This window comes from Streptomyces sp. NBC_00029 (assembly GCF_045160505.1).
GTDB lineage: Bacteria > Actinomycetota > Actinomycetes > Streptomycetales > Streptomycetaceae > Streptomyces.
In genome coordinates this window covers 8,706,566-8,721,885 of sequence record NZ_CP108292.1, presented here as the reverse complement: position 1 = coordinate 8,721,885, position 15,320 = coordinate 8,706,566, and the positions used below count along the sequence as shown (strand labels likewise).

The window sequence follows — 15,320 nt, the reverse complement described above, 5'->3', positions numbered from 1 at the left end:
GGCACCGCACCTCGCCGCGTTGTCGGAGCACCGCAGTACGTCCAGTACAACGGCACTCCTCCGCCTTGCGATGCACGGCACCGGACGACGCGGGCTCGGCCGACAAGATCCAAAAGAGACGACCTAGCGGCGGCGGCCCCAGGTTTCGCTGTCGACGGTGCGGCCGCGGTCGTCGCGCAGGGTGGCGGTGTCGGAGCGGTTGTCCCAGACGTAGTCGCGGCGGTCCTGGAAGAGGTCGGTGCGGGTGGTGTTGGTGATCTCCACCCACTCGCCGTTCAGGGAACGGTTGGAGCGGTCGTCGCGTCCGGGGCTGTCGGCCTGGACCCGGCTGATCTCCACCCGCGGCCGCTGCTGGTGGTGACGGTCATCACCGTCCGCGGCGGCCGCCGGGAGCGCCGCGGCCGAGACGATCGCGCCGGCCGCCAGGACGATGGCGGCGATGCGGCGTACGGAGGAAGAAGCAGAAGACATGGGTGACGCTCCCTCAAGAACAGTGCCCCACCAGCGAAAAAGGGTGCGCCGGCCTTCGGCGAGGAGCCGGCGGGTGGTGGGGTGGTCGCCGCGCAGGGCTGCCGTGTAGGCCTTGCCGAACACCGCGTTCAGGAGACCGAGGGACGGCTGGTTGCCGCTGAGGGCGATGGCCCGGCCGGCGAAGACGTCGGCGATCGGCAGGGCGGTGCCTTCGTGGCCGAGGGCGATCGCGGCGCGGCCCCGGACCCCAACCGCGACCGCGACGTCGGTCAGGCCGGTGACGAAGTCGGCCCTCGGCGCCCGGGACAGTCCTCGGTGACCGAGTGGTCCCGCGGGTCCCGCCGCGGCGGAACCAGAACTTGGTATGGACCTGACAAATGGGGTCGGCTAGCGTAGCGCCCGACACTCTCTGAGAGCGCTCTCAAGCGTTCAATCCCCCACACCAGGAGGTCTCGTGAAACACACCACCCCCTTACGCGCCGCCGTCGCCGCCCTGCTCCTGACCGTCGGCCTGGGCGCCGCCCACGCCGGCGCGGCGAGCGCCGCCCCGCTTCCGGAGGCCGCCGCGGCATCGTCCGCCGCAGCGCCGTCCGCCTCGGCCGGACTGCTCGACGCGATGCGCCGGGACCTCGGGCTCACCGCTTCCCAGGCCGAGGAACGGCTGAGCGCAGAAAAGGCCGCCGCGGCCGTGGAGAAGGCCGCACGGCAGGCCGCGGGGGGTGCGTACGGCGGCTCGTGGTACGAGCCTTCCACCGGCCGGCTCGTCGTCGCGGTGACCGACCGCGCGAAGGAGTCCGAGGCGCGGGCACTGGGCGCCGACACCCGCCTCGTCCGGCACAGCGCCGCCGCGCTGGACCGCGCCAAAGCGCGCCTGGACACGCTGCGCGCCCCCACCGGGGTGGCCGGCTGGCACGTCGACCCGCGGACCAACAGCGTCGTCGTCACGGTCGTACGTACCGAGCGGGAAACCCCCGCCGTACGGGCGTTCGTCGACCGGGCCCGGGCCGGCGGCCCCGTCACCGTCGCCGAGACGGCGCAGGCGCCCCGTACCTACGCCGCGGGCACCGTCGGCGGCGACCCGTACTACACCGGCAACGTCCGCTGTTCGATCGGCTTCTCCGTGTACGGCGGCTTCGTGACGGCTGGGCACTGCGGGCAGGCGGGGGCCGCCGTGCGCGGCTGGGACGGATCCGCGATGGGCACCTTCCGGGGATCCTCGTTCCCCGGCAACGACTACGCGTACGTCGGCATCCACAGCGGCTGGTGGACCGTACCGGTGGTGCTCGGCTGGGGCACCATCCCGGACCAGCTGGTACGCGGCTCCGCCGAGGCACCTGTGGGCGCCTCGATCTGCCGGTCGGGGTCCACGACACACTGGCGCTGCGGCACCGTCCTCGCCAAGAACGAGACCGTCAACTACAGCCAGGGCGCCGTCCACCAGATGACGAAGACCAGCGTGTGCGCCGAGGGAGGCGACTCCGGCGGCTCGTTCCTCAGCGGGGACCAGGCCCAGGGCGTCACCTCCGGCGGCTGGGGCAACTGCTCGTCCGGCGGCCAGACGTGGTTCCAGCCGATCAACGAGATCCTCGGCCGCTACGGCCTGACCCTGCACACCGCCTGACGCTGGACACGCCTGGCCCTGCGCACGCCTGAGGTCGGCGCGGCACCAGGTCCTTCCGGGCGCGAGCACCCCACCCGGAAGGGCCTGGCGCCCGGCTTCCGGTACGGGGCCGGCGGCGCTGCTCGTCGACCTGTCCGGTGTGCCGCGGACCGACGCCGGTGCACCGCACGCCGGTGCACCGAATGCCGGGCTGCGCGGTGCCGGGCACCGGCGCATGGACGAGGAACCGTCGGCCGGGGCCGGGTGCGGGGCCGGGAGTACGCGGTCCGGACGCCCGCACGGAGTACCCGCGGCGGCCGTCCGGCCGGCGATCACGTGAGGCTCCGATTCACACCTCTCTGCATCAAGCCAGCCTTAAGAGATCGTTAAGCCGAAGGCCACAAGAGAAAACCCCAGGTCAGAGGCGTGCGAGGAGTGTCGCCTGACGTTGCCATGACAGTTACCCCTCCGTAATACTCACTGCCTCGGGTGACATTGCGTCACGTTTGAGAGCGCTCTCGTACCCCTCCTGTCACTCTTCACCGCTCGCCCGGCCCGCCCCCCTCCTCCCCCGTTCAGACAAGGAACCATGCCCATGGCTGCTGCTCATCGCGCACGTCGCCGCTCTCTCGGCGGAGTGGTGCTCCTCGTGACCACCGCCCTGGTCGCGGCGGTGCTCATGTCCTTCACCCGTTCGATGGCCCCGCCCGCGGGTGCCGCAGTTGTCGCGCAGACCTGGTCGGACGAGTTCGACGGCGCGGCCGGCCGCGCTCCTGACGCCGCCAAGTGGACGCTCGAGACCGGCGGTTCGGGCTTCGGCAACCACGAGCTGCAGTACTACACCAACAGCACCTCGAACGCCGCGCTCGACGGCCAGGGCAACCTCGTCATCACCGCGCGGAAGAACACCGACGCCGGCCTCGGCTGCTGGTACGGGCAGTGCCAATACACCTCGGCCCGGCTGAACACCGCCAAAACCTTCACCCAGGCGTACGGCCGCTTCGAGGCCCGCATCAAAATCCCGCGCGGCCAGGGCATCTGGCCCGCCTTCTGGATGCTCGGCAACGACCTCGGCAGCGTGGGCTGGCCGGGCAGCGGCGAGATCGACGTCATGGAGAACATCGGCCGCGAACCCAACACCGTGCACGGTACGGTGCACGGCCCCGGCTACTCCGGAGCGGGCGGCCTCGGCGCCGCGTACAACCTGCCCGGCGGCCGCGCCTTCGCCGACGACTTCCACGTGTTCGCCGTCGACTGGAGCCCGAACTCCCTCGTCTGGTCGGTGGACGGCACCACGTACAAGACCCTCACGCCGGCCGACACCGGCGGCAACAAGTGGGTCTTCGACCACCCGTTCTTCATCATCCTCAACCTGGCGGTCGGTGGGGACTGGCCCGGCAGCCCGGACGCCTCCACGTCCTTCCCGCAGACGATGACCGTCGACTACGTCCGCGCCTCCTCCGCCGGCGCCCCCTCCGCACGCCCGATCCGTGGCATCGGCGGCATGTGCGTCGACGTCGCCGGCGGCTCCGACGCCGACCGCACCCCCATCCAGCTGCACGACTGCACCGGCAGCGCGGCCCAGCAGTGGACCATCGGCGGCGACGGCACCGTCCGCGCCCTCGGCAAGTGCCTGGACGTCGCGGGCGGCTCCACCGCCGACGGCGCCGTCGTCCAGCTCTACACCTGCAACGGCACCAACGCCCAGAAGTGGACGTACACCGCCGCCCGTGACCTCACCAACACCGGTGCGGGCAAGTGCCTGGACGCCAAGGGCAACTCCTCCGCCGACGGCACCCGGTTGCAGACCTGGACCTGCACCGGCGCCGCCAACCAGAAGTGGACGGTCGGCTGACCCACCAGCCCCGCCGCCCTCCCCTCTCCCCCGTCCCTGCGTCCGACCGCTCCCCCGCCCGACCTGAAGAAGAACGGACCCCCACCGTGACGGCTCGCCACCAGCGAACCCTGCCCCGTAGAAAACTCCTCGCCGTGACAGCGGGCCTGGCCCTGGCCGTGCCCGCCGCGGCAGCCTGGCTCGAGATGAGCGCCAACGCGTCCACCACCGCCACGCTCCCCCTGGACCTGGTGAACACCACCGGCAACAACACGGTGTACGCCTATGTGCTCGGCCGTGACCCCGCGGCCGGCGGCACCTGGGCCTTTGTCCAGGCCAACGGCTCCAGCCTGTACCACCCGCCGGCCCCGGCCAACGATCAGACCCCGCTCGGGGCCGACTGTGCCATCCCGCTCAACGCGTCCGGCGCCGGAGCGCGGAGGGTGACGCTGCCGCGCCTGGACAGCGGCCGTATCTACTTCTCCGTCGGCACGAAGCTCACCTTCCTGGTGAACCGCGGCGGCGGTCTGGCCCTGCCGTCGGTGAGCAACCCCACCGACCCCAACGCGAACATCGCTCACGACTTCTGCGAGTTCACCTTCAACAGCGACCAGTTGTACGCCAACATCACGTTCGTCGACATGGTCTCGCTGCCGATCGCCTTCCAACTGGAGACCGGGCAGGGCACCCAGACGGTGCGCGGGCTGCCCGCCGACGGACTGTCCCGGGTCGCCGCAGCGCTGCGGGCCCAGTCCGCCGCCGACGGCAGCGACTGGAGCCGGCTGATCGTCACCGCGGGCGGCCGCGACGTGCGCGTACTCAGTCCCAACCTGGCGATACGCGGCAACAGCGACTTGTTCCGCGGCTACTTCGACGGCTACGTGGACGAGGTGTGGAACAAGTACCGCTCCACCGACCTGCGCATCGACACCCAGTTCACCTGGGGAACCGTCACCGGCCGGGTGAACGGCGACGTCCTCGCCTTCCCCGGGGTCGGCAGCTTCGCCAAGCCGTCCACCCTTTCGATCTTCTCCTGCAGCGACGCGCCCTTCACCACGGGCAACGACCTGATGGGCAATATCAGCGCACGGCTCGCCGCCGCCTTCAACCGCACCACCCTGCTGGACAACCCCCACCAGCCGACCGCGGAGAAGCCCGCCGCCTTCTACACCCGGCCGCGCACCAACCACTACTCCCGCATCCTGCACAACACCACCCCCGACCATCTCGGGTACGCCTTCCCCTACGACGACGTGCACCCGGACGGAGTCGACTTCGAGGGCAAGGTGCAGTCCGGCACCCCCGGCCGCTGGACCATCACGGTCGGCGGTGTGGCCGGCGGCGGCACACCGGCCCCGACGCCGACCGCCACCGCCACCGCCCCGGGCGGCGGGGTCAGCGCCTTCACCACCATCCAGGCCGAAGCGTTCAATGCCCAGTCCGGAGCACAGGTCGAGGCCTGCTCCGACGGCGGCGGCGGATCCGCCGTCGGCCATCTGTCCAACGGCGACTGGCTCAAGTTCTCGGCCGTCGCCTTCGGCTCCACCGGCGCCACCCGCTTCGACGCCCGAGTCGCTTCCGGGGCCGCCGGCGGAGTCAGCGGCCTGGTCCAGGTCCGCCTCGACAGCCCCACAGCCACCCCGGTCGGCGGCTTCGCCGTCGCCAATACCGGCGGCTGGCAGGCCTGGCGCACCGTCCCCGCCGACATCCGCCGCACCACCGGAACCCACGACGTCTATCTGACCTTCGACAGCGGCCAGCCCTCCGACTTCGTCAACGTCAACTGGTTCTCCTTCGCCTAAGGGCTGTCCCGTAATCCGCGGTGGGTCAGCGCACGGCGTCAGATGCGGTGCATCGCAAGGCGGAGGGTCGTACTCATACCGGGCGTATTCGGGCGATCCGACAACGCAGCGAGGTGCCGTAGCTGGCGTCGTGCGCCCGCCGGGGATTACGGGACAGCCCTTAGGGTTCCTCACCGGGCGCGGTCTCCTCGAAGCCGGCCCCACGAGCGTCGGCCGCAGGCCTCCCGGACAGGACGGGGCGACCTGAGGAACACCGGTGCCGTCAGCCGAACAGGGAGAAGGACGCGGGTCGAGCGGGAGCGGGCGGCCGAGCAGCCCGCGCAACTGGTCGAAGCGCAGGAACATGCCCGCGCTGACCCGCGCCCGACGTCGGCCGTTGGCCGCGCCCTCGGTACCGGGGCGCCAGTCGATCCAGTAGGTGACGGCGTCCCGGTCGACCGGTCCGGGGGCCTGGGTGTGCAGGGCCACGAGGCCGCGCCGGCAGTCCATGAGGCAGCGGAAGAGCAGGTCCGGACGGCCCAGCCCGTACAGCCGGTGGGCTGCCAAGAGTCCTCGTCCTCCAGCGGGGCCACGACGGCCGCGAGGGCCCGGTGGGCGGCGTGCAGAGCGCGGACCGGTTCGGCCCGGACGGGTTCTGGGGGCGGGTCCTGGTCCTGAGTCGGGCGACCGCATGGCAGCCGCCGCCTCCGTCCGACGCTCCGCCGGGGCAGTCACAGCCAGCGCCGCCACCGTAGCCCTCGGCCCTGTCGGCGCGATCGGCATCTTCTGCCCCTCCTGGCCACCCTGGCATTCCTGCCCGCCGTCCGTTTGCGCGCGCCAACCAGGGAGATCTCGTCGGCGAAGCCGCCGCTGCGGTAGCGGCCGCTGCCGCAGCGGCCGACCCGCCGGTCGGAGTCCCTCACCCCATCAACTACACCTGGGTGAAAAGGAATTGGCGCATAAAAGTCCACCGGCGTGGTCAATGGCACGGCATGCGCGGCACGACTGGAAGTGGGAACCGTTCACGCGTGGATGTGTGTCTCCAGGCAAACAGCGAGACGTGTCCGGGCGGGTCCCGGCTCGATCCTCAGGGGGGATCTTGACTTCATCGCACCGCGGAAGACTGAGTGCACTGGCCGCCGGCGGCGTACTGGCCCTGGCCGTCAGCGCCCTGGCCGCCGCCCCGAGCAGCGCCGCCCCGCAGCCCGGCATACCCGAATCCGCCGCCGCCCGGCCATCGGCCGGCCCGGCGGCGGATTCGGTCCCCGAGGCCGCACCGGGCAGCGATCGCGAGTACCCGAGCGTCGTCATGCCCGACCGCGCCGTGCGGCCGGCGGCGCCGACCGCCGCCAAGCCGCGGCACGATGTCGACGGCGACGGCATCAGCGACATGATCGTCATGGAGTTCGACCAGACCACGGCCGTCTATCTGTCGTCGATCTCGACCTGGAGCCAATACACGATCTACAAGACCGACCCCGACCCCTCCGCCTCGTTCAAGGACCTGCTGCCGGTGGGCAACGTGGGCGGCACCAGCAAGGCCGAGCTGCTCTCGCTCTCCTTCGACGGTGTCCTCACGCTCTACGAAGCCGGCCTGACGAGCACGTCGGCGCCCCTTTGGTCGGGCCGCGGATGGCAGATCTACAACCGCGTCATGGCCACCGGCGACCTGACCGGAGACCGCCATCCCGACTTGCTGGCCCGGGACCACGCCGGCGACCTGTGGCTGTACACCGGCACCGGAAGCGTGAGCAAACCCTTCAACACGCGGGTCAAGGTCGGCTCCAGCTGGGGGATCTACGACCAACTGGTCGGAGCCGACGACGTCGACGGCGACGGCCTGGGCGACGTCCTCACCCGTACGCTGAGCGGTGAGTTGTGGTTCCACAAGGGAGCCGGCAGCGCCACCGCCCCGCTCAAGGCCCGTGTCAAGGTCAGCACCGGCTGGAACGCGTACAACGTGATCACCGGCTCGGACGACGGTGACGGCGACGGTCTGAGCGACCTGCTCGCCCGCGACCGGGACGGCGTGGAGTACTGGTTCAAGTCGGTCGGTGGCGGCAAGTTCGCCGCACCCGCGTACTTCGGCAGTGGCTATGAATTCAACAAGTTCATCGTCGGCGCGGGCACCACGCCGCTCTACGGCAAGGGACAGAACCTCGGCACCGAAGCGGACGACGACCTCGCCAAGTACAGCGCCCTGGCCAACGGCGACTACCGGTCGCCACCGGTCTGGGCCGGCAAGGAGACGCCCGGCTCCCGCAACACGTACGCCACCGGTCTCAACAGCCGCAACCACGCGACCTACGTGCAGAACATCGGCAGCGACCTGTACATCCAGGGCGAGCGGGTCAGCACGACGTGGAACTACACCATGACGGTCGGCCCCGGTGACCTCACCGGCGACGGCAAGGGCGACCTCCTCGGTCGCGACTCCGCCGGCACTCTGTGGCTCCATCCCGGCGACGGTGCGCTGGTGACCAGGTTCGGCGCGCGCATCAAGGTCGGCACCGGCTGGAACGGCTACGACGCGCTCGTCGGCGCGGGCGATTACTCCGGCGACGGGCGGCCCGACCTGCTCGCCCGGGACGCCTCCGGCCGCCTGTTCCTCTTCAAGGGCACGGGCACGGCCACCGCGCCGTTCGCCACCCGGGAGCAGGTGGGCAGCGGCTTCGACCAGTACGACAAGCTGTTCGTTCCGGGTGACATCGACGGCGACAGCAAGGGCGACCTGCTCTGCCGTCTTCCGAACGGCGTCGTGTACCGGTACTCCTCGACGGGCAAGGCCGGTACCGAGACCTTCGCCGCCCGGGTGAAGTTCGGTACCGGTTGGAACCTCTACAAGAACATCGTCTGAGTCCCGAGGCTGCCCGGTCGCGAAGCGGCGACGGCACGGGTCCGGTCCACCGGCACCAGCCGGCGGGCCGGACCGGTGTCCTACGGCCGGTGCGGCCGCCCAGGGACGAACAGGGCACTTCACGAGTCCGGGTTCTGGCCCGTCCGTGGAGCGGTGACGCTCAGTGCTGTTGGACGGCTGTGCGCACGGTGATGTGCCACCACGACCGACGGTGGTGTCGATGGGACGGTCGGCCATGCCTGTCCTGGCAGACGCGGACCACCTGGCCTTCCAGGTGGACGCGGTCCGCACCGGCCCCGAGCTGTTCCGCGCCGAGGATCAGTTCACGCCGGGTTGGGCGCTCATCGGCTTCTGCTCGCGGGCGGCTGCGACGGGCAACGGTAGGAACCGACGGGGCACGCCCCTGCCGTCGGTGAAAGTTCATGGTGCAGACCCTCGCCGCCGCCGGCGCGCTCCAGCGCGAGCGCGCGGGCGAACGGGAGGTGGTCCGTCGGGCCCGCTCCTTTCTGATCGAGGCGATCGAGCGAGCCGGCGCCGGAGAGTTCGACAGCTCGGCCACGAGCCTTCCGAGCCGTGGGTGCAGGGGCCCACGAAGTTCACCGCTTGAGCAGTACCCGCGCCCGAAACTGCTTCCCGAGGAAGGCGTGGCAGTGGACCGGCACGGCCGCCCTACGGGAGTCCCGTCCCAGCCGGAGCCCGCACCGGCCCACCCGCCGACTCGCCGGTCAGGGGGCGTCGATGAGTACCCGGCCGTCGGTCGGCACGGCTGCCGCGAACCCGTTCGCGTAGGCGTTCTGCACGCGGGACCGCTCCGTCGCGTTGGGCACGGCGTTGGTGCAGGCCGTCCCGGCGCTGGACCCGGACATCAGCTGCGAGCACGGTCCCGGTTTGGTGTCCGGGAGGCCCAGGCTGTGGCCCAGCTCGTGCGCAGCGATGCGCGTCTTGTCGTACCCCTGGCTCACGGCCTGCGCGCCGAGTTCGACTCGGACCTGTCGCCCCGGACGGACCGGACCGAGGGTGGCTTGCGGCCAGCCGGTGGTGGCCACGATGACGATCTCGGCCCGGGCCCCGGGCGCGGCCTCCACCAGCCGTACGTTGCTGACGTTCGCGTTCCAGGAAGCGACCCGGCCGCAATGGCCGCTTCCCAGCCGCCGGCTCGGCTGTCGTCGTATCGGAGTGTCACTATCGCTGCGGTGGCGTCCGGTATGGGCGCGGGTGCCGCGGTCGCGGCGGTTGCAGCCGCGAGGACCAGCGCGGCGGCAGAGGTGCCGACTTTCAGCCAGGTGCCCAGAGACATGGTCGTCTTCCTTCATGCGTGGGGGGACCCGGCCCCTCGGCGGAGCCGGGGCACTGGAGACGCCGCCACCGCCCGCCTGTGGCCCGCGAGTCCGGACAGCCGCCCCTCCGGAGCCCTAAGAAGGTAGTCCCGAATCCCACTATCCCGTCATGCACCTGCCAGCCAATTCCCGCGGGCCCTCCGGCCGATGCCCGGACAGCGGGCGGCCCGGCCGCCAGAACAAGATGCGAACAGGCGCTCCGATCCGCCCCGCCGGGCTGTCCAGGACGTGGGTGAACTCGGTGGCGCACGCGGGCCGCGATTGCGGGAACGCGGAGCCGGGAAAGAGCAGCCCATCGCGACGGACGAGGCCACCTCCCACACTGTTGGGCTGCCGGACGAGCGGCCTCCGGCCCGCCGACGCTCCGCTGCCCGGCGCCCGTGGTCCGCGCCCGGCATGGCCGCCGCGCTCACAGCCCTGATCAAAGGCGGTCTAGGCGGTGGCGGGTGCCTGGCCAGTGGGCTCCGCCAACGTGAAGCTGCAGGTCAAGGGTTAGACCGTCCGGCAGTTTCCTGATCTTCGTCATCAGCGGGCGACTAGGGTTGTCCTGTGGATCTTGCGCCGCTGGGCCGGTTGGCCAGATGGCCGTTGCGGGCGAGGTGGGGAACCTTCGGGCCACGGTCGCGAGGGTAGATGAAAGGGTTTTGATGCCGGATAAGTCTTCTCCCCTGTGGTGGCTGTTCGCCACGATCAGTGTGGTTGTGTATCTCGCCGCGCTGTTGCCCGGGATGGTGAACTGGCGGCAAAAGCTCTGGGTGTCATGCGGCCCGGTGGCAGGGTTCGTGGTGCTCACCGCCTCGAGCGTCAAGCAAGAGTGGTCTCTGAGCGAGGTACTTCCCGTCTACTGCGGGATAACCCTGGGGATCGCGCTGGGGGTTGTGGGGCACTGGAAGGCCATGCGCAGCTTCATGACGTGGCGTGCGGAGAACCCGGCCAAGCCTGATGACGAGGGGCCGGATGTGCCCTGGGTGCTGCAGATGGCGTTCACTCTTCCGATCTTTTTCGGTGGCACGATCTGGTACATGAACACCTACTGACCTCGGCGGTTGGCTTCGCGGTTCGTCAGTACGGGCAGGGCGGGCCGGAAGTGGTGGCAGGGCGCTTCGAGCGTCGATGTCCGGGCGGGATCCCTCGACGGCCGGCCGCCCGCGAGGTTCTTCTGTTGGACGACTCTCAGCATGAGCAGGAACCAGCGGCTTGCCGACACCCGCGATGGCGATGTACCGGTAAGCCGCGAACCGGGGAAGGATCACAGGCAATTCCGCTGCTGCACCCCGTGCCGCGACGACGTGGACCAGACCGAACAACACCCTCAGCCTCCGACGGCCGTGGGCGGCCCCAGCGTCCCCGGGCGGGGCCCAACCCCGGGGCCGCTCACGCCTTCGAGGAGGTCATAAGTCATAGGTCATACATGTATGCGTAGTCGGTGGGGTCGACGGAGCAGTACCTCGCGTCGCGTACAGCCTTGAGGATGAACCCGACGAAGAGCACGAGGGCTCCGCTGCCGACGAACCACCCTCCGGCAGCCGTCAGGCGGGCTTCCAGCACCGGCCCGGTGTACTGGAACAGTCCGATGCCGAAGAGCACCACGCCGACCACGAAGGCGCCCCTGGATGCCAGCTGGAGCCTGTCGACGCGGTCTCTCAGCTGCGGCTTCGGATGGGCGGCCACCGGGATGCCGGCCCCGCCGTCGGCCTGGGTCGCGTCCCGGGCAACCGGCGGCCGCCCCGTCTCTTCGCCGTCCTCCCGCGGGGCGGGATGACGGTCGAGGACCCGGCCGACGGCCTGCTGTGCCGGGGCGAGCGGCAGGTCCTCGACGTGTTCGTCCTGGCCGGCTCCGGCTGCCGCGAGTTCCGCCTGGAGGCTCACCAGGTCCTCGCGCAGCCGGGCGGACTCGACGCGTAGGCGGTCGCGTTCCTGCCGGAGGGCTGTCGCCTCGGCGGCCGAGTCCTCCAGCAGCCCGCGGACGATTTGGATCTCGTTCTCCTGTGCGAGCAGGTCCTGGCCGAGGCGCGCTTCCTTCGTTTCCCGGGCCCGTAGCTGCTCCGCGCTGTCGGCTCGCGCCCGGTCGAGGCGGGCGTCGAAGGCGGTGCGGTCCCGTCGGCGAGCCTCTTGTTCCTCCTGGAGCAGGGCGTTCAGGCGGGCGGTCTCCTGCTGATGGTCATGCTGCCGGGTACGGAGTTCGTCCTCGGCTGCGGTGAGGGCCTGGCCGGTCGCTTCGTGCCGGACCAGGAGGTCGTCGTAAGCGGCCTGCCGGCGGCGGTGCTCGCCGATGACCTCCTCCAGGCGGGCCTGGACCCGGTCATGGAGGAGGACGGTCTCCTCGTAGGCGTCGGCCATCGCCAGGCGCTCGGCGAAGGCCGGGTGCACCTCTCCGAGGGCCGCGGTGTGCAGGCGCAGCGACAGGGACCGGACCTCGTCGCTCGCCCCGCAGAGCTGGACGATCGCCTCGACCGTGGAGCGCTGGGGAAGCCGGTCGCCCGAGAGGTTCTTAGAGAGGGTCGAGGCGCTCATGGCCGCGCCCGGGGCGACGTTCTTGCTGGCCAGGTCCGCGGCGTCGATCAGGGACCGGAGGTGCCGGACGAGCGCCAGCTTGTGCGGACGGTTCCTGAAGACCTCCGGTTTCAGCGGGTTGAGTGGTCGGCGGCCGGGCCGGGGCCCTGCGCCTGCGGTGGCTTCGCCGCCGGTTCCCTCCTCGGCAACACCCGTCATGCCTGTTCTCCCGGTTGACAGTTGCGGAAAGAAGATCGTTTCCCTTGGCGCACCCATTGCCGGGACGTGACGCTCGAACCACACCCCGCGGCACGGCCTCAGCGGCAGAGCGGCGGCGGTGATGTCCTGCGACCTTCCATGTACTGAGGAGAACCATCGTGCCGAGCCGTCGTCCCCCGCGTGGCAGCTTTCCCGTAGATCTCGCCGTGTTCCTGGCGGTCCTGGTGACCGGCGTCGTCCTCGTCCTCGTCGGCCGTGTCTCCCCCGAGGCTCTCGCCGGCTACGCCTCCGCTCTGGCCGGCCTGTACGCGGCCTGGCACCACCGCCCCCGGAGCGGGCACGCCGAGCAGAGCCCTTCCGAAGCCCCGCCCGCACCCGAACGGTAGAGACCGCCACCTGCATCGGCGAGATCATGCACGAGGTCCACCGAGCCGGGGGATCCCGGCGGAGGAGATCGTCCGCATCCTGCGCACCGCCGTCTCCATGGACGGCAGGATGAACGACGAGGACCGCACGGCCTCCTTCACAGCGGGGTGTTGATCCGGCCGTGGCGGTCCATGTCGACTCGCCGGTGTCGGGGTCGACGCCAGTCGAGCCCGACACCGGCGGGGATGGTCCGGGCTCACGCGGGGTGGGGGGAAATGACCTGCGGCCGGTGAGGGGTGACGCTCTGGAACAGGTGGGCAGCGGCGGGCCGGAGACCTGTTCGAGGCTGACCTGCCCGGCCGGTCAGCCTCGTGGCCCCCGGGTCTCCTCCTCGCGACGGAATGCTTCGTCGCAGGACTCGGTGATGCGCCTGGCGACCAGGGTGGCGGTGTTCAGGAGGCCTCCGTTGTGCAGCTCCAGCCGCCAGGGGCCGCTGCTCAGGGCCACTCCCGGGACGGGACCCTCCCGGCGGGCCATGACCTGCCAGCCGCGTGCCTCCAAGGCGGTCTCCAGGGCGGCCAGTCGGGCCTCGTCCGCGGGGCCGTCGCCAGTCCAGTCCGCGATGCAGTCGGCCGTCCCGCCCCCGTCCGAGGTAGGGACCGGGCCTGCAGGGATCCCGGCGGCCGCGGCCGCGGCGGCGAGTTCCGCCGAGACCGCGGCCCGCGAGGGGTCGCGTGCGGCGCGGAGCGCGGTCTTCGACGACGCCGGTTCCCGGATCCAGCCGTCGCCGGCGGGGTACTCCTCGGCCGGGGCCGCCATGAGGGCGACCCCTCCGGCAACGGCTGCGGTCACAAGTGCCGCGGCCGCAGCCCACTTTGCGCCACGGCCCCAGCCCACGGTCCTGCCCATACGTCCCCCACCTCGCGCGATATACCGGAGCGGCATGTTCCGGCGCAGACACAGGCTAGTTCCGGCACTTCGGTGACCATCGACCGGCGTACGTGAGAGCTCCGTGCGGCCTGCCCGCTCCGCAGTTGACGGCCAACGGGACGCTCCGGAGAGGAGCGGGGGCCCTCGAGAGTCCGACCCCGGCCGCGCGTGCGGGGCGCCCCGGTACGCCTGGACGGTGCGTGCCCGGACCGAAACCGGCTCTCGGCGGGGCACACCGACGCACACATCGTGACCTGCGGAGATGCCGCGCGTTCCGGTATGTGGCGGGATTCCTGCCGGCTGGCTGAAGGGGGGTATCGTCCCCCGGTCACGGACGGCAATCGGAGCGTCTGTTCAACCCAAGGAGTCCGACATGACCGATCTGAACTCGCTGCGGGCAAGCCTGGCGTCAGGTGAACACGAGTTCGCCGACACCTTGGCGTTCGTCACCGCGCATTTCGAATACCAGCCGCAGGCATTCCGCAACGGTGAACAGGAAAACGCGGCAGGTGAGAACGAGGGTTCCTGCAAGACGCTGGCACTGGCCCTGCTGGAAGGACTGAGCGACCAGGAAGCACTGCAGGCGTTCGGCGAGCACTACCGCAGCGTGCTGGCAACGCCGAACGACACCGATCACAGCAACATCCGCAACCTCATGGCCCATGGCCTGGCAGGGGTGCGCTTCGCCGGGCAGCCGTTGACCCGGAGGAGCTGAAACAACGACGGCACCGGCAACGGGGCGGTCCCGGCCTTCCCCGCGCGCCCGCCGCCGACCGCCTGCGCCTGCGCCTGCGCCTGACATACGTGCCGATCCGCGGCGCGGCCCGCGAACTCCTCTCGGCTGTCGTCCCCGCCGCGGAATTCCTCTGGAGCCGGGCGTCGGGATGCGCGTGCGATGGAGCGGCCGGCAGGTGGCGGAAGCGTCGCTGACTCCCTGCAGTCCCGGTCGGTACGAGCGTGTCCTCATGCCCGGCGACGAGAAGACGCTTGCGGCGATCGGTGCGATCGCCACGGGTGAGAGCACTGCCCGCCTCTACGTCGCCCCCGCCCCGCCGGGCCGGCCGGAGCGGCTGCATCTGTGTGTTCGCGGAGCTCCCGGTGCTGTGCGCGTCACCGGCTTCCTCGAGACGCACCGGGACCTTCTGGTGCGGCAGACACAGGCCGCCATGCGGTGTGCTGCTGCCGCGTGTGAAAGCGCCGGCGACACAGGAGCCGCGGGCCGGCTGCGGAGCATGGCCGGTGCGTTGCCTGCCGCGAGACGGGCCGCGGACAGGAAGAGCACGGGCCGCAGTGTGCGGACGGTCTCCGGTGGGCTGCCGACGCTCGGGCCTCGTCGCTGAACCCAGGCCTGTCGCCGCCTCGCCGGCCCCCTCGCCGGCCCGCTCGCGGCCGCGGAGCGCCGCGGGGGCTGTGCGGGGCGGCCTGCGGGCCG

10 protein-coding genes and 1 pseudogene are annotated in these 15,320 nt (G+C 71.1%); 7 read left to right on the top strand and 4 right to left on the bottom strand.

The window, feature by feature from the left end; all coding sequences use genetic code 11:
• Positions 1-123 precede the first annotated feature (123 nt).
• On the bottom strand, positions 124-471 hold the full coding sequence (locus tag OG753_RS40155; protein WP_405786608.1) for a lamin tail domain-containing protein: 348 nt from the start codon (positions 469-471) through the stop codon (positions 124-126).
• A gap of 454 nt (positions 472-925) precedes the next feature.
• Between OG753_RS40155 and OG753_RS40150 the strand changes: the two genes are divergently transcribed.
• The 4 genes from OG753_RS40150 to OG753_RS40135 all read left to right on the top strand — a co-directional run bounded on the left by OG753_RS40150 (position 926) and on the right by OG753_RS40135 (position 8,543).
• A complete protein-coding gene (locus tag OG753_RS40150; RefSeq protein WP_405786609.1) occupies positions 926-2,092 on the top strand; it encodes a S1 family peptidase in 1,167 nt (388 codons plus the stop codon).
• A gap of 574 nt (positions 2,093-2,666) precedes the next feature.
• Positions 2,667-3,926 carry a family 16 glycosylhydrolase gene (locus OG753_RS40145; protein WP_405786610.1) on the top strand — a complete coding sequence of 420 codons (1,260 nt, stop codon included), beginning with the start codon at positions 2,667-2,669 and terminating at the stop codon, positions 3,924-3,926.
• A gap of 134 nt (positions 3,927-4,060) precedes the next feature.
• Entirely contained in the window at positions 4,061-5,707 is a 1,647-nt protein-coding gene (locus tag OG753_RS40140) for a beta-1,3-glucanase family protein (RefSeq protein WP_405786611.1), read from the top strand.
• Positions 5,708-6,785: 1,078 nt separating this feature from the next.
• Positions 6,786-8,543: an FG-GAP repeat domain-containing protein gene (locus OG753_RS40135; protein WP_405786612.1), complete on the top strand. Its 1,758-nt coding sequence runs from the start codon at positions 6,786-6,788 to the stop codon at positions 8,541-8,543.
• Between the two features lie 725 nt (positions 8,544-9,268).
• Here OG753_RS40135 and OG753_RS40130 read toward each other — a convergent pair.
• Positions 9,269-9,840, bottom strand: a pseudogene (locus tag OG753_RS40130) (snapalysin family zinc-dependent metalloprotease).
• Between the two features lie 621 nt (positions 9,841-10,461).
• Between OG753_RS40130 and OG753_RS40125 the strand changes: the two are divergent.
• Entirely contained in the window at positions 10,462-10,917 is a 456-nt protein-coding gene (locus OG753_RS40125) for a hypothetical protein (protein WP_405786613.1), read from the top strand.
• A gap of 361 nt (positions 10,918-11,278) precedes the next feature.
• Here the strand turns inward: OG753_RS40125 and OG753_RS40120 are convergent, their stop codons facing one another.
• Positions 11,279-12,592, bottom strand: coding sequence for a hypothetical protein (locus OG753_RS40120; protein ID WP_405786614.1), 1,314 nt, complete (start codon positions 12,590-12,592; stop codon positions 11,279-11,281).
• Between the two features lie 158 nt (positions 12,593-12,750).
• On the opposite strand from OG753_RS40120, the gene OG753_RS40115 reads away from it, so the two are divergent.
• Positions 12,751-12,978 carry a hypothetical protein gene (locus tag OG753_RS40115; RefSeq protein ID WP_405786615.1) on the top strand — a complete coding sequence of 76 codons (228 nt, stop codon included), beginning with the start codon at positions 12,751-12,753 and terminating at the stop codon, positions 12,976-12,978.
• A 343-nt stretch (positions 12,979-13,321) separates the two neighbouring features.
• Here the strand turns inward: OG753_RS40115 and OG753_RS40110 are convergent, their stop codons facing one another.
• The gene (locus tag OG753_RS40110; RefSeq protein WP_327260086.1) at positions 13,322-13,777 is read right to left on the bottom strand and encodes a hypothetical protein; all 456 of its coding nucleotides are present in this window, start codon (positions 13,775-13,777) and stop codon (positions 13,322-13,324) included.
• Positions 13,778-14,261: 484 nt separating this feature from the next.
• Between OG753_RS40110 and OG753_RS40105 the strand changes: the two genes are divergently transcribed.
• Positions 14,262-14,603: a HopJ type III effector protein gene (locus OG753_RS40105; RefSeq protein WP_405786616.1), complete on the top strand. Its 342-nt coding sequence runs from the start codon at positions 14,262-14,264 to the stop codon at positions 14,601-14,603.
• Positions 14,604-15,320 lie beyond the last annotated feature (717 nt).